The sequence below is a fragment of the Pedobacter glucosidilyticus genome (assembly GCF_002483235.1).
GTDB lineage: Bacteria > Bacteroidota > Bacteroidia > Sphingobacteriales > Sphingobacteriaceae > Pseudopedobacter > Pseudopedobacter glucosidilyticum_B.
The window spans coordinates 95,670-118,263 of the sequence record NZ_DLHN01000024.1; the positions used below are offsets into that span (position 1 = coordinate 95,670).

Sequence of the window (22,594 nt, forward strand, 5' to 3'; positions counted from 1 at the left end):
GTTTTTAACATGTACTCCTATACTTTACCTACCACTGAAGAAGTATCATTTTATGTTTTAGAATACAATAATAAAGAATTTAATATTCCTGAAATATGGAATCACCATAAAAGAATGCTATTTTATTATACAATTGAACACCATCAATATATTTACAGAAATAATGGTTACGATAGATTCCAATTAAAACTAATCCCTCATCTCTCTAAAATAGAATTTTTTAAAAAAAACTCACTTTACCCTTATAAATACCAAAATCATAAAAATTACGCAAAATGGCTTATATCTTACCTGGAAGATGTAACTCAACAAAAGATAAGATATCTAAAAATATATAGAGTTGTAGCTATCTATGAAAAATGTATTTTAAAAGTAAAAAACAAAGAACAAATCATCCACTATGCCAACAACTGAGATAAGAAACATAGCACCTTATAGAGCTTATATTATAAGAACTAGTTTTATTTTTTTCTTAGTCATATTTTTTTGGAGGTATTATTCACATGTGTTACCTCATCAGTTAAAGAATCCTGACTTATTTAATTTAGGATTTGACCCTCTATATATTATTTATCATTTATTAAATGTTGGTCACATTCTAACAAACGAAAATTATTCATATATATTCACTATTCTACTACTATTTTTTACCGTGTATCCAATCATAAACCCTTATAATCGCACATTCTTGATTATTTATGCTTTACTTTATTTATCCTATTTTATAGTATTAAATACTTATCTAACATTTCATGCCCACTATATGAGTTGTATTTTACTATTAAATGTATGTTTTATATTTAAGAAAGATATAAATTTCAACTTTATTTGGGAATTTATGAGATACTTTATATGCTGGATATATTTCTCAGCATTTATTTGGAAAATAATTAACGGTTCACTTTTTCAAGCTTCTTTCGGTTTAGAAATTATTAAAACCAGTCAGGCTTCATATATATATTCAAATCCAAATAGTTTCTGGAGTTCATTTTATTTTTTCTTTTTATCAAATCCTATATTAACAAGTTTAGGAACACTAACTATTTTCTTAATGGAAGCACTTTTTGTGATAGGATTCTTTACTAAAAAACTAGACGGATTGTTGATTTTATCAATTTTTATTATTCACTTAACTGTATATTTGTTTGTTGATACCTTATTTATTGAGCAATGTTTACTATCTATTGTCTTAATTTCCACCACAACTTGGCATAAAATAGCGCAAAAATCAAAATTATTTCTTTATAAGGAATTTAAATTTTAATCAGAAATCTCAGTAATATTCTTTTTATATTAAAATTCATTATTTTCTTCTTATAAGAAACTTCATAGTAATGGCGCAATTCAGGATTAAATTTATTTTTAAATCTTGAAATTGACTTCATATTAGCACCCATTAAATCAACATCATTTATACCTAATTCTATTAACTTAGAAAAAGTTAAATCATAAAGATGAGCAGACAAACCTTTTTCGGAATAATTAGTAGTAGTCCCAATGAGAGGAAAATAAGCTATACCACATTTAACATCAATTACTGAAATAATAGACGTAACAAAAACACCTCTGTAGCTTATATTAAACGTATGTAAAAAATTATTATCTTTTAATTTTTTCATCATAGAAATAATTTTCTCAACTCTACTTTTCCTTAAGCCAAAACCTAATAAATTATTAAAATGTAAAACCCAAACCTTATCCCAATCCTCATCCTTTTGAAACGAAAAATCATTTATATTCCTTTTTAATATTCTCTTTATATTTTGATGATAATCTAAAGAATTTAAATCTTTTATATAAGTAAATTTAGAAGCTATTTTAAAATCTCTCCAAATAAATGGTCTAACATCCACTAAATCAGGTGGCAATTTGAATTTTATTGATTTATACCTTTTTATTAATTGTTCTAAAAAGAAATCCATAGCTTCTATCTGTGACCATGAATTTATTATATTAGAATTTATCCAAATAAATTGATAAAAATAATGATTAGGTGATATGACTCTTTTGTTTTTAATGAGTAAAGGCATGAATAATACCGGTTTTCCTTTGAAAAATACCGCAGCATATTTTATATCACATTCGTACACATTTGAAATGATTCTCAGAAACTTTTCACTGCCAAATAAGCTTGGCTCAATAAATAAGTCCTCTGGAACATAATCTATAAATTCTTGGTAATTATATGACACCTTTAAAGTATATAAGTACTAAGATAAAGAAAAGGCTATCTAATCCAACCTAAAAACAATAGGAATCACATAAGAAACCCTCACCGCTTTACCATTTTGCTTACCAGGCTTCCATAATGGAGATTTTTTTATCACTCTTATCGCTTCTTCATCACAACCTGCTCCAATACCTCTTAAAACTTTAATATTGGTAATTTCTCCGTTTCTTTCTACCACAAAAGATACGGTAACACGCCCTTGTATTTCATTTTCTCTAGCTACAGCAGGATATTGTAAGTTTCTATTTAAATACTTAGCCCAAGCTGTCATTCCTCCAGGAAACTCTGGCATTTCTTCTGCAGAAACTAAATATTCATTTCCTGAGTCTGTAGTTGTACCTGCATCTAAAATACCATTTGTACCTTCTGTATGAGTAGCATTTAATCCTCCCGCTTCACCAGCTTTATCTACCGAACTTATAATGCCTGTTTCTAATTCCTCCAAAGTAGGTGCTTCTTTCGTAACTAAATCATCGGGGGTTGGTTTAAAAGAAGTATACTTAATTTCTTTTTGTGCAGCTTCTTTTGGGGTAGTTACTTGCGTACCTGCTTTAGCAGAATTTAAAGTTTTTGGAGGAAGTTCTATTTTATGAACGCGATAAAGCTTCTCATCATCTTCCTTAGGAATATCATTTGGTGAAACATCTACCGTTTTTTGCTTATAAAAATAATACGCAGATGGACCAATAATGAGCACAGCAAAGCCGAATGAAGCTATAAATAATGCCTTAGCTAGGTAGTTACCAGAATTCTTTCTAAGCTCATAAGCTCCGTAAACTTGGTTTCTGCCATCAAAAATAAGATTAAGCCACTCAATCTTATTTAAATTAAATTTTGAGTATAACATAAAGAGTAGAATTGTTTTACTAAAAATATAAAATATTAATCAGAAAATCCAAATAAAATGCAAAAAAAATCGCCCCTGTTTTCACAGAGACGACTTTCAGAATTAATTATGAAGTGATTAAAATGCGTACACTACAGCTAAAGAAAATTGTGATGCAGATTTAGTACCTGTTAAACCATCACTTTTTAAGAATTGCTCATTACTTGCATTGTCTAATCTAAACTCTGGGATGAAAGTTAAACCACCATGTTTAAGATTAGCAGTTAAAGTTAATGCTGTTGTAGACTCGTCAGCAGATGCTCCAAATAAAGCTGTTGCATTTTCTTTGGCTTTGAAATATTCGCCTCTTAAACCTAAAGCAAAACCATCAGTAATAGCTACAGAAGGGTATAAAGCTACACCTGTGTAACCTTCATCGTCATTAATACCAGACCAATCAGCGGCATTTAAACCTAATTTAAATTTATCAGTGATTTGGTAAGCAGTTGTCAAATCTAAAATGGTTCCGCTTTGTGAACCTGATAACACATTTAAGTAAGCGCTCCATCCTTCAACAGGAGATAATGATAGTTGAGCACCAAAAGTGTTTACACCAAAAGATGGATTAGCGATATAAGTATTCCAAGAATCATTGAATAATCCTACCATTACGCCAACTTTATCTGAAATAGCATAATTTGCTTTGATACCCGCATTTTGGAAAGGACCGTTAGTGAATAAATAAGAAGTAGAATAATTAAAATTTCCTACCGGAGATATTACTTCATAACCCACAAAAGTACCCATGAAACCTGCTGTCATGCTAAATTTATCTGTAAAAGCGTAGGTAGCATATAAATTTTGAATGTGGAATGATTCTCCGAGACCTTCTTGAGGCAAAATAGATTGAGATTGACCTCTAGGACCAAAAGAAACCTCACCTACAAATGATGCTTTACCAGTGGTTTTCTTTAAAGCAATATCAACCATACCTAGAGAAACTGAATTTTGATCAGACGCAAAACTTGTTCCTATATTTGGTCTTTTAGCGAAATCATATTTGTAATAAGCATCAACAGAACCAGAAATTTCTAAAGCACTTGTTGCTGTGCTATCTTGTGCATGTGCAGTATATAAACCCGCTGCCAATAATAGAGATAATAAGGATAATTTTTTCATGTTTGTTTGTTGTTTAGTTTAAGTTGTTTTTATTATTGTTTAAAATGAAGCCGGGTTAATAAAGAGAGAATAATAACCCGACTTCAATATTTTAATTATTTTGAAGTGGTATAAGCATCTATGCCATGCTCATATTTATCCAAACCTTCAATTTCTTCTTGCTCAGATACTCTGATTCCCATAGTATATTTTAAGGCTGCAAAAATGATAAAAGACCCTCCGAATGCTGCTGCACCATAAACGGCTATCCCTTTAATTTGAGCAACTACATCCATACCTTCTCCAAAAATACCTGTAGCTAAAGTGGCCCATATACCACATACCAAGTGTACTGGTACTGCACCCACCACATCATCAAGTTTTAGTGCATCTAATGCTTTAACAGCTAATACAACTAATAATCCTGCTATTAAACCGATAATGATGGCCTCCATAGGAGTTACAACATCAGCTCCTGCGGTAATACCAACCAATCCAGCAAGAATACCGTTAAGCACCATTCCATAATCATAAGTTTTGTTTAAAATCAGTGCTAGGATAAATGCTCCTATAGCACCGGCACAAGCACCCAAAGTTGTGTTTACTAGTACTAATGAAGTCATTCCAGGATCTGATGATAAAACAGAACCACCGTTAAAACCAAACCATCCTAACCAAAGGATAAATACACCTATAGTACCTAAGGCCATGTTAGAAGCAGGGAAAGTATGAACCTTACCGTCTACAAATTTCCCTTTTCTGGCACCTAATAAAATAATACCTGCTAAGGCTCCCCAACCACCTACTGAGTGTACTAAAGTAGAACCAGCAAAATCATGGAAACCCCAAGATGCAACTACACCAGCACCCCAGTGCCAGCTACCCATAATTGGATAAATAACACCAACAAATACAACAGTAAAGATTAAATAAGCACTAAACTTGATACGCTCAGCAACAGCACCTGATACGATAGTTGCAGTGGTAGCAGCAAACATTGCCTGGAAAAGAAAATCTGTGTAATAAGTATAACCTCCACTAGCTGCATAAGCTGAAGTATTTCCGTTCTCTGGTAATACTAAACTCCAACCTGCAAAACCAAACCAACCCGGTGTATCACCAAAACCAGGGTACATTAAGTTGAATCCCATTAAGGCATACATTAAAATACCCAAAACAGGAGTAATAGCATTTTTAAACAGAATGTTAACTGTATTTTTAGTTTGAGAGAAACCCGCTTCTACACTCGCAAAGCCTAAGTTCATGATAAATACCAATGCTGTACATACCATCATCCAGATGTTACTCGCATTTAAAAAAGCTTCTTTAGCAGCATCCACCGTTTCGGCAGCCTGCATCATGAGTAAGTTAGGTGTTAAACTCACCAACTCGGTCAAACTACTACTGATTTGAATAAAAGTGTTGTTCATGTTTGATTAATTTAGTTTAGGATTTGTATTTAATAATTAATTATATAATTGAATTTTAATTTTTGAATTATCAATTATCTAAAAGTTTATTTAAAAATTCATCACTTTTGACACTGCTAAATTGTATATTTTATAATTTAATACAAAATTTTTGAAAATATTTCTATTTTTTTAGTATAATTTTAAATAAAGACATATAATTTAAGGTGATATTGAGTTTTTTTTAAATAAAAAACCAAAATTTTATATTTTCTCTAAAGTAAATCAATTACCAACATCATATTTTTAAGAAGCTTTTGAGAAAAAAACTCTTAAAAACGTCAGATAAGACTCAAAAAAATGAAGGCAAAACAAAAAATATCCTCAGAAAAATGGTATTTTCAATAAAAAGCACAAATTCTTGACATATTTTTTTAATTTTTTATTGTGAATTGGGAAAAACACCGTACTTTTAGCCAAAATTTAATCAAAAACATAATTTATTCATTAAAATAACCTAAGCAATGTCAACAATCAGGTTTCAAGCTTTACAAACTGTTTTAACCAGAACTATTCCTGAGGTAAAACAACCATCATCTAAAATCTCTGATTTTTATGGTTCAAAAGTTTTCGATAAGAAGAAAATGCAGGATTATCTCCCTAAAGAAACTTTTAAGGCAGTACTTGCTTCTATTGAGAGCGGTTCTCCTATAAGTAGAGAAATTGCAGATCAAATTTCTTCAGCTATGAAAGCTTGGGCCATGAGTAAAGGTGTTACACACTATACTCACTGGTTTCAACCTTTAACCGGAACTACTGCAGAAAAACATGACTCTTTCTTTGAACCGGCATCAGACGGTCAAGCTATTGAAAGATTTGCTGGTGATGCTTTAGTACAACAAGAACCAGATGCTTCCAGTTTCCCTAATGGTGGTATCCGTAGTACTTTTGAAGCTCGTGGTTATACTGCTTGGGATCCATCTTCTCCAGCATTCATTTTTGGTAAAACTTTATGTATACCAACAGTATTTGTTTCTTATACTGGCGAAGCTTTAGATTATAAAGCTCCTTTATTAAAAGCATTATCTGTAATGGATAAAGCTGCTACAGAAGTTTGCCACTATTTTGATAAAAGCATCGAAAAAGTAAATGCTTCTTTAGGTATAGAACAAGAATATTTCTTAGTTGATTTAGCATTATTTAATGCAAGACCAGATTTATTCTTAACCGGAAGAGCTTTATTTGGACACGCATCAGCTAAAGGACAACAATTAGAAGATCATTACTTTGGCTCTATCCCTGAGAGAGTTTTAGCTTACATGCAAGATTTTGAAACTGAAGCATTACAATTAGGTATTCCTTTGAAAACTCGTCATAACGAGGTTGCTCCATCTCAATTTGAGTGCGCTCCTATTTATGAGGAAATAAACTTAGCTATTGACCATAACCAATTATTAATGGATTTAATGGAAAAAGTAGCTAAGAGACACAACTTTAAAGTTTTATTACACGAGAAACCTTATGCTGGTATTAATGGTTCTGGTAAACATAACAACTGGTCTTTAATTACTAACACTGGTAAAAACTTACTTGCTCCAGGAAAAACTCCTAAAAACAACTTGATGTTCTTAACATTCTTTGTGAATACCATCAAAGCTGTTTACGAGCATGCAGATTTATTAAGAGCATCAATCGCATCGGTAAGTAACGACCACCGTTTAGGTGCTAACGAAGCTCCACCAGCAATTATCTCTATTTTCTTAGGCGAGCAATTGAATGATGTTCTTGATGAAATCGAAACTTCAAGAATTTCTAAAAAAGCCAAAGAAGATTCTGCTATGTGGCACAGTATTCCAAAAATCCCTCAGATTCTTTTGGATAATACAGACCGTAACCGTACTTCTCCTTTCGCCTTTACAGGAAATAAATTTGAGCTTAGAGCTGTAGGTTCTTCTGCAAACTCTTCTAGCCCAATGACTGTGTTAAATATGATTGTTGCTGATCAATTAATCAAGTTTAAAGCGGATGTTGATAAATTAATCAAAAAAGGAGACAAAAAAGATGTTGCTATCTTAACTATCCTTAAAAAATACATCAAAGAGTCTAAAAATATTCGTTTTGAAGGTAATGGATATAGTGATGAGTGGGCTGCTGAAGCAGAAAAACGTGGTTTAAATAACATCAAAACTACACCTAAAGCTTTAGACGCATTAGTTTCTGAAAAAACAGAGAAAATTTTTGAAGAAACTGGTGTATTCACAAAAAGAGAAGCTCATGCAAGACACGAAATCTTATTAGAAGCTTATTACAAAAAACTTCAAATCGAAGCTCGCGTAATTGGTGAATTGGTAACTAACGTAATTCTTCCTGCTGCTGTTAAATATCAAACAGAATTGATTACCAACGTAAAAGGACTGAAAGATTTAGGTTTAGCTAAAGATACTTATGCTTCTCAATTAGAAATTATTGAGCGTCTATCAAAACATATCAACTTCATTAAATCTAATGTTGAGCAAATGGTTGAAGAGCGTAAAAAAGCTAACGTTTTAGAAGATAGCCGTGAAAAAGCTGTTGCCTACGATGAGAAAGTTAAATCTTACTTCGAGCCAATCAGATATCATGTTGATAAATTAGAATTATTAGTTGATGATACTTTATGGCCTCTACCAAAATTCAGAGAGCTATTGTTTATCAAATAAGCTAAAAGCAGAAGGCTTAAAGCGCAAAGCTAAGGGCTAGAAGCAAAAATAAAAGCGTATCTATATTTCTGGATACGCTTTTTTTATTTTTCAAAAATCAACTCCTTCTCATTATAGAATTTCAGCTTTTTGCCTTTTGCTTTAAGCTCAGATACATCCCTTAGAGATAATCCATAAGGTAAATTATTTACATAAGTCATTCTTTTTACCTCCTACTTTCTACTTTCTACTTTCTACTTTATTATCTTTGCAAACCATGAGTGATAATAGATACAATCAAAGAGGCGTTTCTGCCGGTAAAGAGGACGTACATAACGCAATAAAAAATATAGACAAAGGAATTTTCCCACAAGCTTTTTGTAAAATCATTCCTGATATTTTAGGTGATGATGATGCTTATTGTAATATTATGCATGCCGATGGTGCCGGAACAAAATCTTCTCTAGCTTATATCTATTGGAAAGAAACCGGAGATTTATCTGTATGGAAAGGTATAGCACAAGACGCTATCATCATGAACTTGGATGATTTACTTTGCGTTGGTGCTACTGATAAAATTCTATTATCATCAACCATTGGAAGAAATAAAAATTTAATCCCAGGTGAAGTTATTGCCGAAATTATTAATGGTACAGAAGAAATCTTAGCAGATTTACGCTCTATGGGTGTAAATATTTACTCAACAGGCGGAGAAACTGCTGATGTTGGGGATATTGTTAGAACCATCATCGTAGACTCTACCGTTACTTGCAGAATGAAACGTTCTGACGTTATTTCTAACCATACCATAAAAGCTGGAGATGTAATTGTTGGTTTAGCTTCAGACGGGCAAGCCAATTACGAAAGCTTTTATAATGGAGGCATGGGTTCTAACGGTCTTACTTCTGCCAGACATGATGTTTTTCATAAATATATAGCAGAAAAATATCCAGAAAGTTATGACCCAGCAGTTCCTTATGATTTATTATTCTCGGGTAGTAAAAAACTAACCGATGAAATAAAAGTTAATGATACCACTGTTTTAACCGCCGGAAAATTAGTTTTATCTCCAACAAGAACTTATGCCCCTATCATCAAGCAAATATTAGACAAATATAGAAGTCAAATAAACGGCATGGTACATTGTAGTGGAGGCGCACAAACAAAGGTGCTCCATTTTATAGAAAACCTACATGTGATAAAAGATAATTTATTCCCTACCCCTACTTTATTTGAATTGATACAAGAACAATCTGGTACAGACTGGAAAGAAATGTATAAAGTTTTCAATATGGGACATCGTATGGAATTGTATGTAGATGAAAATATCGCTCAAGATATTATAGCAATATCAACATCTTTTGGTGTTAAAGCACAAATTGTAGGAAGAGTAGAGGTATCGGATAAGAAGCAAGTAACTGTTAAGAGTGATAAAGGAGAGTTTGTTTATTAGTTTCTAAATGGATTTATTGAATAACCAAGCAAATAATTTTAATCTCATTAGATTATTTGCTTGTATTCAAGTTTTAGTACTTCATAGCCTAGATTTTTATAACATTTGGTTTAATAACCTTTTCTACAAAATTTGGTGGCTCTTTCCCGGTGTCATTATCTTCTTTTCAATAAGCGGCTTTTTAATTACTAGATCGTTTGAAATAAATAATGTTAATTCTTTCATAAAAAAAAGATTTTTAAGGATTTATCCTGGATTAGCTGTTAATATTATCATAACTACTGTAATTCTTTATTTTTTCGGATTAATAGCCTTCAATTTCGATTTTATAAAATATTTAGCTTGTCAACTTACGCTATTTCAGTTTTTTGTTCCTGAAAGTATTAAGAGATTTGGTTTAGGTCATCCAAACGGGGCATTATGGACTATCAGTGTAGAAATTCAGTTCTATATTTTATTTTGTATTATAGGATATGCCTTAAAGTGGAAAAAGAAGACAAAACAATTTAAAACGCTTATTATCGCTAGTTTAATACTTCTTTCATCTTTTATAAACTATTATTCAAATGAATATTTAGAACATGAGAGTATTCTTTATAAACTAATATTTAATAGCATTTTTTATAACTTCTCTTTCTTTGGAATCGGAATATTAATATGGATAAATATTGATAAGCTAAGAAATTTACTTGAAGAAAAGTTCTCGTTTTGGATAGTAGGACTTACTCTAGTTATAATTTTAATAACTTATCATGATATACCTATCAGAAGGTATCAATTTGAGTTTACTAGCTTTTTATATTTAATTCTATTAGTTTCAACGCTATTTTCTTTAGCCTTTTCTTATAAGTCACTAAGCTTTAAACTAATTGGCGACACAGATATCTCTTATGGGACTTATTTATATCATTGTTTAATTATCAATCTATTTCTTCAACTAAATATATCCTCAAAATATATTTTGTCTATTTATTTCGCTTCATTCTTGCTAGGCTATTTATCGTGGTTCTTTGTAGAAAGAAGATATTTAAAATTAAAGCACACCATTAATTAATAATGTGCTTTAACCATTATTATTTAGTCCTAATATCTAATTCATCAATGATATTTTTTGCACCGCCAAGTACATCAATACACCATAAAACAAATCTTACATCCACATTTATGGTACGTTTATAGTTTTTGTCAAAAGCGATATCGCCACTCATGGCTTCCCAATTACCATCAAATGCCAATCCAATAAGCTCTCCCTTACCATTAATTACCGGAGAACCCGAGTTACCACCAGTAATATCATTATTACTAATGAAACCAACTGTTAAAGATCCGTTTTTACCATATCTTCCAAAGTTCTTAGCATTGTAAGCATCTATTAAATTCTGTGGTAAATCAAACTCATCATCGCCGGGAACGTACTTTTGCATCATCCCATCTATAGAAGTTGTGGTTTGATATAAGATACCATCCTTAGGAGAATAATTTTGGACATTACCGTATGAAATCCTCATGGTTGAGTTTGCATCAGGAAACATGAGTTTGCCCTCATTTTTCTTTAATAGGGCTTGAAGATACAAATGATCTAGTTTAGCTTTACTTTCTTCAAACTCAGTAATGATACTTCCAAAATTAGTTTTAATATATTCTGATGGAATTAAATTTTTAGCATATTGATATCCTGGATCTTTCTCTAAAGCTTTTAAATCTGGATTATTTAAAAAAGCTCTTAAAGATTCTGGTTTAACAATCAAAGATTTTTCCCAAACCTCGTTAGCAAACTTTTTAAATGTAGCTTCTGGCGAGCCATCCCAATATTTCTCTACAATTAGCGTGATAAATTGTGGATGTTGATTTTTTGGAACATCGGTATAAAAAGCGTTCAATATTTGTGCAAATATCTTCTTATCCGCAGATTCGTTATAAACTGCTTCGTAAGCACTCACTGTTTCCTCTACCCTATCTTTAATACTCTTTAAAGCCTCGGGATTATTTTTTGCTCTTTCTAAAGCATTAACAATTGGACCTAATTGCATACCTATTTTTACCCATTCTGAAGCCATAAAACCTTCATTAATAAAAGTTCTATGTACAGCATAGGCTTCATACGCTTTATAGGTATCGCTGTACTTTTGCATTAAAGAAGCGTATTCTGGTGTATTGGCTGCCCAAGTAGTAAAACTAGCTTCTTCTTGTTGTTTTTTATCGTAAATTTTTAACCTTTTTAACTGTTCTGTTTGGCCAATAAAATATTTCCAATAATTGGCAATACGAGCATATTGAGAGGAAATTTTTAGTCTAAAAGCTACATCTTTGTCCATTTCCTCTTTCCATGCTTTTAAGCGTATATCTCTTAATTTTACTATTTCAGGAGAAACATATTCGGTAGCTAGTTTTACGCCATGAGATGTTAAAAATCTGTCTGTTCTTCCAGGGAAACCATAAACCATAGCAAAATCACCATTTTCTATACCTTTAATAGAGATAGGTAGATATTTTTTAGGCGTATATGGTTTATTATCGGCAGCATAAGCTGCTGGTTTATTATCCTTATCTGCATAAACTCTAAAAACTGAAAAATCTCCTGTATGACGTGGCCATTCCCAGTTATCTGTATCGCCACCAAATTTGCCAATAGATTGTGGTGGTGTACCCACCAATCTGATATCATTAAATTTCTCAAAAATATAAAGGAAATACTGGTTGCCTTTGTAAAAATCCCTTACAAAAGCTTCATAATTGGTTCCTTTAGTAGCTTCTGCCGCTAAACTTTTACCCACTTCCATAATTTTTGTAGCTTTTTCTTTATCAGACAAGCCCTTAGTCGCATCCATTACCTTTTGGGTAACGTCTTCCATTTTCACTAAAAAGTTTACAAAAAGACCTGGAATTGGTTTCTCCTCGCCATAGTTTTTAGCATAAAAACCATTATCCAGAATATTATCTTGTGGTGTTGATTTTGAAGTGATGGCATCGTAACCGCAATGGTGATTGGTAAATATCAACCCGTTTTTAGAAACAATTTCTCCGGTACAAAAACCACCAAAGGAAACAATTGCATCTTTTAAACTGGCTTTATTTATACTATATAGGTCCTCAGGTGTTAATTTAAAACCCTGTTTTTTCATCTGATCATAATTTTTACCAATCAGCATCGGAATCCACATCCCTTCATCAGCTTTAGCTAGATTACCCAGAAGTAATAAAAAAGCAAGCGATAAAACTGCAAATAATTTGATTTTCTTCATTTTACTAGTGTTATGATTCAAAATTAACGTTAAAAACAAGATTGTGTTTTTTTTCATGCAATTGTTACAAAACAAAAAAGCCATCAGAATAATATCCTGATGGCCAACCATTAAATTAAAATAAAAGCTAGAATCCTAAACCTAAAGCAAAACCACGTACTTGTTTAGGAAAATCAGCAATAGCAGTTGCAGTTCCGCTGTTTAAGTTTATCAAATAAAGTTTAGTTACATTACTTGATGTTAGTATAGCGTATCCAACACCAGATGTTCCGCCAATATCAAACCCGTTAGCGGCATCTACATTTACCCCCAAGCCCATACCAACACCAACCAAAGTTCCATCATTTGGCGGAATTTGTGTAAATAATCTATCACTATTAACATCAATATCAAACAGCACTGTACTGGTAGCCCCAGCAAAATTATTGGTATAAGCAGCAGCACTTACTGTTGGAGATCCTGGATTAAGCGCACCATCTGTTGCAGCAAGCGCACCATCATTAGGGTTAAGACGTAAGTTCTGTCCGGTATTACTAACTACTCTTATTCTGTCTACTGTTGGATTAAAATCAAAGCCAAATGATGTCCCTGATAAGTAAGGCAATAAAGGTGGCAAACCAACTGCAGCAGCAGCTCCACTTGCCAGATTAATGGTATATAACCTACTTCCACTACTTAATGCATACAACTGCCCATTAGCCGGACGAAAATCTATCCCTACAATATTTTCTCCACTACCCAAGCCTGTTATAGCCTTAGTGATTAAGTTTGGATTAGCAGGATTAAAAATCAGAAGGTTATTTGTATCATCAACCGCATAAGCAACAGGCTCTGTAGGTATAGCAATGCCTACAGCATTATTGGCTAAATTTCCAAGATTAATAGTTGTACCTGTATTTACATCAACCTGATATAGGGTAGTACTAGAACCATTGGCTATGCTTGCCAAAGCAATTCCTTCTGGCGAAATATCGAAACCAGAATTTCCTGAAGAAGCTGGAATACCTAAAGACCCTACTTCAACTAAAGTACCATCATTAGGTGGGTCTTGCTTATATAATTTCTGAGTTACTACATCTATATTAAATAAAGTAGTTGAAGTAGCCCCAGCTTTATTATTTGTGTAGGCAGATGATGAAATAGCCACACCATTTATACCATTGATATTACCATCTACCGCTGCAACTACTCCAGTTTCTGGATGTAAACGTAAATTCTGCCCGGTGGAAGTTACTAACCTAATCCTATCTACAGTTGGATTAAAATCAAAACCTAATACATTACCTGCTATTGCCGGAGAAAAAGCACCAGCTCCAATAGCTGTTGCGGTACCTGTATTTAAATTAATAGCATAAATTCTGCTAGAACTACCCAAACCATAAAGCTGACCAGTTGCAGGTCTAAAATCTATAGCTAAAATAGTTTCTGAAGCTTGTAAACCAGAAATTGTTAGGGTATTGCCAACAGGCATTTGGGTATTATTGGCATTATATTGTACCAATTGGTTATTGCTGCTTAAAGCGTAAAAAAATACATCTGGCTTTCTGATACCATCATCATCTTTTTTACAAGCAGCAAATAGCGTAGCTATAATTAAAAAGCAAAGTAGTTTAAGCTTAGCTGTTGGATAGTTAACTGTTGTTGTCATAATAGTTCTTTTAAGGTTATTTACTAATTTTTAGAACTATTTACGAGGTTATAATGAATATGGATTTTTTTAAAAGATTTATAAATAAAAAAGCCACCAGCAATAGCTAGTGGCTAATATTTATGCAAAATAGATTTTATTTTAGAACCCTAAACCTACCGTAAAGGCTCTAACTTTTCTTGGGAAAACTAATCCTGGTGTAGCAGAACCTAAAGATGTATTAATAGTATAAATCCTAGTTTCTGTTCCTTTGGTAAGAATAGCATACGCAGTATTACTTACAGCACCAACATCAAAACCATTAGCAGCATCAGCAGTTACATTTAATTTCCCTACTCTTGTTACTCTTCCATTTGCCGCATCGTTAATTCTATACAAACTATCAGTAGCTGTATTCATCAAGAAGAAAACAGGATTGGTAGAAGGAACAAGATTATTATTATACGCTGTTGCAGAGAATGTTACACTATTAGATCCATTTATAGTAGCATCAATATTTGATACTAGCCCTGTTGTAGGGTTTACTCTTAAATTTTGACCTGTATTGCTAACTATTCTTATTAAATCAGCATTAGGAATAAAATCAAATCCAAAAGAAGTACCTGATAATAATGGAACTAACGGTAAAACACCTACAGCTGTAGCAACACCAGTAGCTGGATTAATTACATAAATTCTACTAGAACTACCTAAGCCATATAGTTGCCCATTCAATGGTCTAAAATCTAAACCTACAATGGTTTCACTTGCTTGTAAGCCAGTAATAGTTTTTGACACAGGTTCTGGTTTAGTTAAATTAAATATTAAAAGGTTATTATTAGCATCATCTATAGCATAGCCAACCGGAGCTGGAGCTATTGCTATACCTATTAAAGCTGTTGCTGCAAGTGCGTTATTTGGTGCGGGAAGAGGAATTACTCCTAAATCAATTGTTTTGCCGGTAGCCAAGTCTATTTGAAATAGGGTTGGATTACCTAGAACAGCATTAACTGCGGAGGAAGGATTAGCAGGAGGACCAGCAGAAATACCACCTACTGGTATAGCAGGAGCAGCTCCGTTTAAATTAGTAAATACAGCTAGTGCCTCTCCAGTTGGAGCAATATCAAAGCCTGCTAGAGCAGAATTTCTAAAGTTGGTAATATTGTTATTGTAGGCAGTAGAAAATGTAGAATTAGTATTAATTGTAATAGGTCTTACACCTAGAGAACCAACCGTTGTTAAAGCACCAGTATTTGGTACTTGTTTATACAACCTTGCATTAATTAAATCCAAATTATATAACTCAGTTGTAGCGGCTCCATTTAAATTATTAGTGTAAGCAGCTTCCGCCAATACAGCATCAGAAACACCACTAATTGCACCATCGGTTGCTAATATACTTCCATCATTAGGATTTAATCTATAATTCTGACCAGTCTTAGTAATTAGTCTTATAATGTCTAATGTTGGATCAAAATCAAAACCTGCTACTATACCTGCTGTAGTAGGTAATGCAGGAGCAAAAGGCGTTGAATTTACTGCTCTAGAATTTCCATTTAGTGGATTTAAAATATATAACCTACTTTGGTTACTTATACCATAAAGCATCCCTGTAGCCGGACGATAATCTATTGCAATGATGCTTTCACCTGTTTGAACTCCAGTAATATTTACAGCAGCTCCAACAACCTGATTAACATTATTTGCATTATATCTTATTAACTGTCCAGCCGGACTAGTTGTGGCATTCGTATTGGTTAAACCAACAAAAGCAATATTTGGTCTAACCCCACTTGGATTAATTGATAGTTCTTCTTCTTGCTTACAAGAAGTTATAGAACTGATGAATAAGGCGAAAAGCCCCAGTATTTTTATATCTAAATTTATCAGTTTCATCTTTATTTTATTATTGTTAATTAACAAATAGATATATTAATTAAATATATACCTTAACCCAAATTGCATACTATATGTTGATGCAAAGCCAACATTATCTCTCAAAATTGTTGGAGATGGTGCATTTCCATCAAATTGTAATCTAAAAGTAGGTCTTGTTGCTCCATTTGCATCAAGTGCTGCTAAATTAGTAGGAACTAATAACTGGTTTCTAACTAAGAAATAGCGTACACCCCAGTTTCTGTTAATTAAATTACCAAAGTTTTCTACTGTAACATTAAATTGTAACGTATTTTTCTTTTTACCTACATTAACAAATAAATCTTGAAACAAGTTTAAATCTACATTATTAACCCATGGTAATAAACCACCATTACGCTCTGCATATTTACCTCTTCTAGAATTTAAGTATTTATCTTGCTCAATTAATCTAAAGAACAAATCACTTTGTTGTTGCGCAGTATAAGTGATTGCGTTAGGTCCAGTACCAGCTGTAAAAGGAGTAAAGGTAATTTCACTAGGATTTCTTGGAACATAAATTAAGTCGGCATTAGCGCCATCTCTGTTCATATCCAGAGAATAGGTATATGAAACCCTACCTTGGCTTGAGCCTTCATAAATTAAAGAGATTGTTGTTCCTAAATTGCGTAAATACTCCTTTTTGTAAGTAATGCCCGCAACTACTCTATCAGGTACAAAACCATTATACCCTAACTCTTTACTATTAGAGCCATTAATAGTTGGATTATTTAACCAAGATCCAGAAGGTTGATCACCACCTCCATCAAAATAGTTTTTACCCTCTTGTCTTGTATAAGCTATAAATGAAGAAAAACCTTTACTAAATTGTTTCTCTATTCTAGCAGTAATAGAATAATTATAACCTCCACTTGCATTATCTAAAACATAGGTATTTAATGCTCCTGATTCCGTTGTACTTGGCAAACCAGCACCGCTTAATTTATTGATATACTTATCTGTATTTGAATTAGGATAAATAATTCTATTGTCAGGATAACCAGCAGTATTTAGTGGGGCAGCTTTAGTTGGATCTAAATTTGGATTTCTAAAGAAAACCTGATTAATATCATAATTGTAAATACCCTCTAAAGTACCTATTAAACCAAATGGTAACTTAACATCCATAGCTAAACTAGTTTTAAAAGCTTGCGGTGCTTTTACATTTGGTGTTAACAAAGATATTGCGTTTGGTAATGCTTGACCTGGTGTAGGTTGTGTAGCAGGTAAATAAGCATTAATATCAGGATTAAATTTTCTATTTGGTATAGGGTTAAAATTATTTTGCAATACTTCAGAAAACTGAAGTAACCCAGAATCTCCTGCCTGGCTAACAATCCAAACTTTAGGAATACCACCAGAGTAAACACCTACTGCGCCTCTAAATTGTAAAGTTCTATCACCTTTTACATCATAATTAAAACCAAACCTTGGTGATACTAATAAAGCAGAACTTGGTAAAACACCTGTGTCTAACTTTTCGCCGTTAGCAAACGTTAATGGTGTTAGTAATGGATGGCTTAATAAATCTTGTTTATAAGTGTATAAATCTCCTCTAATACCAAAAGATAAACGTAATCTATCATTTACGGTAAAGTCATCTTGTGCGTATAAAGAATACTTAGAATCTTTAAAAGTTGGAAAAGCCTGAGCGTATCCAGGAGTTAAAGAAAAGGTTTTTGCATAACCAATTGGATCTGCATTATTTCTAAAATCATCAAAAGAATTAAAAATATAGTAGCTAGTTGCGAAACGTTGGAAACCGTTTTGTGTTGTACTTGTTTCAAACTCTATACCTCCTAATAAATTATGTCTCCCTATTGTAGTCTGTACATAATCTATAACATTGTAAGATTCTACGTCTCTTAAGTTACCAAAACTAAAAGGCTCGTATCCAAAAGAAGTGAAAGGTCTTCCGTCTTTTAAAATGTCAACGAAAGGAAATAAAGAACTATTTGAAGTTCTTGGTTCGTTTTGGTTAGAGTATGAAGCTCTTAAAGTATTAGAAAATCTACCTCCACCAAAAGTAGAGTTTAATTCTGCTACTAATGAATAATAATTATTATCAGTAAAATAATTTGAATTTTCGAAAGCTAAAGCATTATTATCTGTTCTTGAACCATTTACAGGATAAGGGCTACCAATAAAAGGGTTTGTAGAATTACTCAAGAAAGATGGACTTTTACTTTCTAGCTGAGAATAACGGAGTGTAAACTTATGATCTTTATTGATATTCCAATCTAATCTACCTAATAAGTTTAAACGCTCACTTTCGAAACCATAACCATCGTATCCACCAGTTTCGTAACCATAAGTATCTCTTAAATATTGGCTTATTTCATCTAGCTCAGCTCTTGTTGGTCTATTAGCTCTTGGGTTAACTCCAAAATCAGATGGGTCAACAGAAGCTAATCTATTTTGACCAGGTCTAGATTGCTTATCAGATTCAACACTGGCAAAGAAGAATAACTTGTTTTTGATAATAGGACCACCAAGTCTAAATCCGTAAATTTTTACATCATTAGGATTTGGTATTAATTCATCATATCCCCCCACTCTTGTACCTACATTATTTTGATTTCTAAAATAAGTATAAGCAGAACCAGAAAATTCATTTGTTCCAGAACGTGTTGTAGCATTAACTGCCCCACCTATAAAACCAGATTGCCTAACATCTACAGGCGTAACGTTAACAGAAATTTCACCTAAAGCGTCTAGTACAATTGGATTTGCTTGACCTCCAGGTAAATTAGTTCCTATACCAAAACTATTGTTAAAATTAGCGCCATCAACTGTGATATTATTTTGACGATAGTTACCCCCACCAATACTATTACCTTGTGCTTGTGGAGTTACTCTGGTTAAATTGTTAATACCTCTATTAATTGAAGGAATTTCATTAATTTGTGCTGTACCAATATTTGTAACAGAGCCTGATCTGTCTGAACTTAAAATTGAGTTACCACCGGCAGTTACAACTATTTCACTTAATTCTGTACTCGCTTGTGATAAAGTAATATTTAAGACAAACGGTTCTCCTAGAGTTAAGAAAATATTACTTGAAGTTTTTGCTTGATAACCTACATAAGTTACTTGAACTGTGTAAGGACCGCCCGGTCTCATGTTTAGAAGGGAAAATCTACCGTCTGCATTGGTAGTAGTTGCATAAACCGTACCTGTTGGTAAGTGTGTTGCTTTTACAGTACCTCCAATAATAGTTTCTTTAGAGTCTCGCACCGTTCCAGTCATACTACTTGTCGTAATTTGCCCATAAGCCACAGACGTAACTGCCAGCATCAGAACAAACAAGTAATTTAGTGTTAGTAAATACTTCTTCATAAATTAATAAGTTAGTGTTAATTGTCAACAAAGATAAGTTGAAGAAATCACATTGCATTAACATTTACATTAAATTAATGTTAAATCCACAAAGAATTTATTAACATTTTACAAATATCACATCTTAAATAAAGCTAAATGCGTTTGGATGTGAATACTTATCTCCCCTTTTAGATTATTTTCTTAAATTCGAAGCCAAATTTAAATAGATATGAACTACGATCTTATTGTTATTGGTAGCGGTCCGGGTGGTTATGTTGCTGCAATCAGAGCTGCACAACTAGGCCTAAAAACAGCTATTATAGAAAAAGAATCTTTAGGTGGAATTTGCCTAAACTGGGGATGTATACCAACAAAAGCTTTGTTGAAAAGTGCTCAGGTTTTTGAATATATCAACCATGCTGCTGATTATGGTATTAAAGTAAACGGTGCCGAGGCTGATTTTGAAGCCGTTATAAAAAGAAGTCGTGGCGTAGCAGATGGCATGAGCAAAGGAATCCAGTTCCTGATGAAGAAAAATAAAATTGATGTCATCATGGGATTAGGTAAAATTAAAAAAGGTGGTAAAGTAGAAGTTAAAGCAGCTGATGGTTCTGTTAAAGAATATACTGCAAAACATACTATTTTAGCAACAGGTGGCCGTTCTAGAGAACTTCCAAACTTAAAACAAGACGGCAAAAAAATCATTGGCTACCGCGATGCTATGGTACTTCCAAAATTACCTAAAAGCTTAGTAGTTGTAGGTTCTGGCGCTATTGGTGTTGAGTTTGCCTATTTTTATGCAACCATGGGAACCAAAGTTACCATTGTTGAGTTTATGGATAATATTGTGCCAGTTGAAGATGAGGAGATATCAAAACAATTAGCTCGTTCTTTCAAAAAAGTGGGTATAGAAATCATGACCAAATCTTCTGTTGAAGCTGTTAATACCAGCGGAGAACTTTGCAAAGTTTCCATTAAAACAGAAAGCGGAGTTAAAGAAATAGAAGCTGAAGTTGTTTTATCTGCTGTTGGTGTAACCACCAATATAGAAGGAATTGGATTAGAAGAAGTTGGTGTTAAAACCGATAAAGGAAAAGTTTTAGTAGATAAATTTTACAAAACCAATATAGAAGGTGTTTATGCTATAGGCGATATCGTAATGGGTCAAGCTTTAGCACACGTTGCTTCCGCAGAAGGTATTATTTGCGTTGAGAAAATTGCTGGTCATCACCCAGAGCCTCTAGACTATAACAACATCCCAGGATGTACGTACTGCTCTCCAGAAATTGCTTCGGTTGGTTATACCGAGAAAAAAGCTAAAGAAGCAGGTTACGAAATTAAAGTAGGTAAATTCCCATTCTCTGCCTCAGGAAAAGCAAGTGCAGCTGGTGCTAAAGATGGTTTTGTTAAAGTTATTTTTGATGCTAAGTATGGCGAGTTCCTTGGCGCACACATGATAGGAACTAACGTTACCGAAATGATTGCCGAAGTTGTAGTAGCTAGAAAACTAGAAACTACAGGTATGGAAATCATCAAATCTGTACACCCACACCCTACCATGAGCGAAGCCATTATGGAAGCCGCTGCAGATGCTTACGGAGAAGTGATTCATTTATAAATGAGTTTGTTAGATGGTTGGTTTGTTAGATAGTTAGTTGATTTATACTAATCCACTTGTAAGCCCTAACAAACCAACCAACTAATAACTAACCAACTAAAATCTCGATAAGCCCTAACAAACCAACCAACTAATAACTAACCAACTAAAATCTCAGTAAGCCCTAACAAACTAACTAACTAATAACTAACCATCTAATAACTAACAAACCAACTACCATGAAACTTCACTCAATAGATACCGGTTTTTTTAAATTAGACGGTGGTGCTATGTTTGGTGTTGTACCTAAAGTCATTTGGAATAAAACCAACCCAGCAGATGAAAACAACCTATGCACTTGGGCTATGCGTTGTTTATTGATTGAAGATGGTGATAGACTCATTTTAGTTGATAACGGTATTGGAGATAAACAAGATGAAAAATTTTTAAGTCATTATCATTTACATGGCGATGCTACTCTAGAAAGCTCGCTGGCAAAACTTGGTTACAGTAAAGATGATATTACAGATGTTATTTTAACACACTTACATTTCGACCATTGCGGGGGTTCTATCATTAAAAAAGACAATCATCTAGTTCCAGCATTTAAAAATGCAACTTATTGGAGCAATCAACAACATTGGGAATGGGCTGTCTTACCTAATGCGAGAGAAAAAGCATCTTTTCTAAAAGAAAATATCTTACCCATACAAGAAAGCGGACAACTAAAATTCATACCCGTAGAAGATGGTTACGTTTTTTCAGAAAATATAAAAATACGCTTTGCCTTTGGTCATACGGATGCTATGATGCTCCCAGAAATTACCATTGATGGTAAAACATTTTTATATATGGCAGATTTACTTCCTTCCGTAGGGCATATTCCACTACCCTATGTGATGGCTTATGATATGTTTCCTTTAAAAACCCTGGAAGAGAAAAAAAGAATCCTAGAATTAGCAGAAAAAAACAATTATATCCTAATTTTAGAACATGACCCTATTCATGAATGTTGTACTTTACAGATGACAGATAAAGGAATAAGATTAAAAAACACCTTCCATTTAAAAGATTATCAACAAAACGTCATTTAAACAAAACAAGCATTTAATGGCAATATTTTTGGGATTGTAAAACCT

Annotated in this window: 15 protein-coding genes; 7 read left to right on the forward strand and 8 right to left on the reverse strand. The window is 33.0% G+C overall.

Annotation, left to right across the window (positions count from 1 at the left end; all coding sequences use genetic code 11):
• The first annotated feature begins 9 nt into the window (after positions 1 to 9).
• Both B2745_RS09810 and B2745_RS09815 read left to right on the forward strand, forming a co-directional pair.
• Positions 10 to 414: a hypothetical protein gene (locus B2745_RS09810; protein ID WP_304065896.1), complete on the forward strand. Its 405-nt coding sequence runs from the start codon at positions 10 to 12 to the stop codon at positions 412 to 414.
• Positions 415 to 838: 424 nt separating this feature from the next.
• Positions 839 to 1,264 carry a hypothetical protein gene (locus tag B2745_RS09815; protein ID WP_304065897.1) on the forward strand — a complete coding sequence of 142 codons (426 nt, stop codon included), beginning with the start codon at positions 839 to 841 and terminating at the stop codon, positions 1,262 to 1,264.
• Here B2745_RS09815 and B2745_RS09820 read toward each other — a convergent pair.
• The 4 genes from B2745_RS09820 to B2745_RS09835 all read right to left on the reverse strand — a co-directional run bounded on the left by B2745_RS09820 (position 1,254) and on the right by B2745_RS09835 (position 5,644).
• The gene (locus B2745_RS09820) at positions 1,254 to 2,192 is read right to left on the reverse strand and encodes a hypothetical protein (RefSeq protein WP_304065899.1); all 939 of its coding nucleotides are present in this window, start codon (positions 2,190 to 2,192) and stop codon (positions 1,254 to 1,256) included. The genes B2745_RS09815 and B2745_RS09820 overlap by 11 nt on opposite strands.
• A gap of 39 nt (positions 2,193 to 2,231) precedes the next feature.
• Positions 2,232 to 3,077, reverse strand: a complete 846-nt coding sequence (locus B2745_RS09825; protein WP_304065900.1) for an energy transducer TonB — start codon at positions 3,075 to 3,077, stop codon at positions 2,232 to 2,234.
• A 117-nt stretch (positions 3,078 to 3,194) separates the two neighbouring features.
• Positions 3,195 to 4,235 carry an outer membrane beta-barrel protein gene (locus B2745_RS09830; RefSeq protein WP_304065903.1) on the reverse strand — a complete coding sequence of 347 codons (1,041 nt, stop codon included), beginning with the start codon at positions 4,233 to 4,235 and terminating at the stop codon, positions 3,195 to 3,197.
• Positions 4,236 to 4,330: 95 nt separating this feature from the next.
• Positions 4,331 to 5,644: an ammonium transporter gene (locus B2745_RS09835; RefSeq protein ID WP_304065906.1), complete on the reverse strand. Its 1,314-nt coding sequence runs from the start codon at positions 5,642 to 5,644 to the stop codon at positions 4,331 to 4,333.
• Positions 5,645 to 6,147: 503 nt separating this feature from the next.
• Here B2745_RS09835 and B2745_RS09840 point away from each other — a divergent pair.
• The 3 genes from B2745_RS09840 to B2745_RS09850 all read left to right on the forward strand — a co-directional run bounded on the left by B2745_RS09840 (position 6,148) and on the right by B2745_RS09850 (position 10,808).
• Complete coding sequence (locus tag B2745_RS09840; protein WP_304065908.1) at positions 6,148 to 8,322, forward strand: glutamine synthetase III; 2,175 nt, start codon at positions 6,148 to 6,150, stop codon at positions 8,320 to 8,322.
• 256 nt (positions 8,323 to 8,578) lie between these two features.
• Positions 8,579 to 9,754, forward strand: coding sequence for an AIR synthase related protein (locus B2745_RS09845; RefSeq protein ID WP_304065910.1), 1,176 nt, complete (start codon positions 8,579 to 8,581; stop codon positions 9,752 to 9,754).
• A 7-nt stretch (positions 9,755 to 9,761) separates the two neighbouring features.
• Positions 9,762 to 10,808, forward strand: coding sequence for an acyltransferase family protein (locus tag B2745_RS09850; protein ID WP_304065912.1), 1,047 nt, complete (start codon positions 9,762 to 9,764; stop codon positions 10,806 to 10,808).
• Between the two features lie 19 nt (positions 10,809 to 10,827).
• On the opposite strand, the gene B2745_RS09855 is transcribed toward B2745_RS09850, so the two are convergent.
• The 4 genes from B2745_RS09855 to B2745_RS09870 all read right to left on the reverse strand — a co-directional run bounded on the left by B2745_RS09855 (position 10,828) and on the right by B2745_RS09870 (position 19,876).
• Positions 10,828 to 12,996 carry a S46 family peptidase gene (locus B2745_RS09855; RefSeq protein WP_304065915.1) on the reverse strand — a complete coding sequence of 723 codons (2,169 nt, stop codon included), beginning with the start codon at positions 12,994 to 12,996 and terminating at the stop codon, positions 10,828 to 10,830.
• 127 nt (positions 12,997 to 13,123) lie between these two features.
• On the reverse strand, positions 13,124 to 14,644 hold the full coding sequence (locus tag B2745_RS09860) for a DUF4394 domain-containing protein (RefSeq protein WP_304065917.1): 1,521 nt from the start codon (positions 14,642 to 14,644) through the stop codon (positions 13,124 to 13,126).
• A 141-nt stretch (positions 14,645 to 14,785) separates the two neighbouring features.
• Positions 14,786 to 16,519: a DUF4394 domain-containing protein gene (locus B2745_RS09865; protein ID WP_304065918.1), complete on the reverse strand. Its 1,734-nt coding sequence runs from the start codon at positions 16,517 to 16,519 to the stop codon at positions 14,786 to 14,788.
• 36 nt (positions 16,520 to 16,555) lie between these two features.
• Positions 16,556 to 19,876, reverse strand: a complete 3,321-nt coding sequence (locus B2745_RS09870) for a TonB-dependent receptor (RefSeq protein ID WP_304065920.1) — start codon at positions 19,874 to 19,876, stop codon at positions 16,556 to 16,558.
• 211 nt (positions 19,877 to 20,087) lie between these two features.
• Here B2745_RS09870 and lpdA point away from each other — a divergent pair, with 211 nt between their 5' ends.
• The gene (lpdA, locus tag B2745_RS09875) at positions 20,088 to 21,476 is read left to right on the forward strand and encodes a dihydrolipoyl dehydrogenase (protein ID WP_304065923.1); all 1,389 of its coding nucleotides are present in this window, start codon (positions 20,088 to 20,090) and stop codon (positions 21,474 to 21,476) included.
• 218 nt (positions 21,477 to 21,694) lie between these two features.
• Positions 21,695 to 22,549, forward strand: a complete 855-nt coding sequence (locus B2745_RS09880; protein ID WP_304065926.1) for an MBL fold metallo-hydrolase — start codon at positions 21,695 to 21,697, stop codon at positions 22,547 to 22,549.
• The last annotated feature ends 45 nt before the right edge of the window (positions 22,550 to 22,594 follow it).

What these genes read in the sequence shown, in the direction of transcription:
- B2745_RS09865 (WP_304065918.1), bottom strand. Translation starts at nt 16,519, where the DNA reads ATGAAACTGATAAATTTAGATATAAAAATACTGGGGCTTTTCGCCTTA.
- B2745_RS09835 (WP_304065906.1), bottom strand. Translation starts at nt 5,644, where the DNA reads ATGAACAACACTTTTATTCAAATCAGTAGTAGTTTGACCGAGTTGGTG.
- B2745_RS09860 (WP_304065917.1), bottom strand. Translation starts at nt 14,644, where the DNA reads ATGACAACAACAGTTAACTATCCAACAGCTAAGCTTAAACTACTTTGC.
- B2745_RS09825 (WP_304065900.1), bottom strand. Translation starts at nt 3,077, where the DNA reads ATGTTATACTCAAAATTTAATTTAAATAAGATTGAGTGGCTTAATCTT.
- B2745_RS09855 (WP_304065915.1), bottom strand. Translation starts at nt 12,996, where the DNA reads ATGAAGAAAATCAAATTATTTGCAGTTTTATCGCTTGCTTTTTTATTA.
- B2745_RS09815 (WP_304065897.1), top strand. Translation starts at nt 839, where the DNA reads ATGAGATACTTTATATGCTGGATATATTTCTCAGCATTTATTTGGAAA.
- B2745_RS09840 (WP_304065908.1), top strand. Translation starts at nt 6,148, where the DNA reads ATGTCAACAATCAGGTTTCAAGCTTTACAAACTGTTTTAACCAGAACT.
- B2745_RS09830 (WP_304065903.1), bottom strand. Translation starts at nt 4,235, where the DNA reads ATGAAAAAATTATCCTTATTATCTCTATTATTGGCAGCGGGTTTATAT.
- B2745_RS09880 (WP_304065926.1), top strand. Translation starts at nt 21,695, where the DNA reads ATGAAACTTCACTCAATAGATACCGGTTTTTTTAAATTAGACGGTGGT.
- B2745_RS09870 (WP_304065920.1), bottom strand. Translation starts at nt 19,876, where the DNA reads ATGAAGAAGTATTTACTAACACTAAATTACTTGTTTGTTCTGATGCTG.
- B2745_RS09850 (WP_304065912.1), top strand. Translation starts at nt 9,762, where the DNA reads ATGGATTTATTGAATAACCAAGCAAATAATTTTAATCTCATTAGATTA.
- lpdA (WP_304065923.1), top strand. Translation starts at nt 20,088, where the DNA reads ATGAACTACGATCTTATTGTTATTGGTAGCGGTCCGGGTGGTTATGTT.
- B2745_RS09845 (WP_304065910.1), top strand. Translation starts at nt 8,579, where the DNA reads ATGAGTGATAATAGATACAATCAAAGAGGCGTTTCTGCCGGTAAAGAG.
- B2745_RS09810 (WP_304065896.1), top strand. Translation starts at nt 10, where the DNA reads ATGTACTCCTATACTTTACCTACCACTGAAGAAGTATCATTTTATGTT.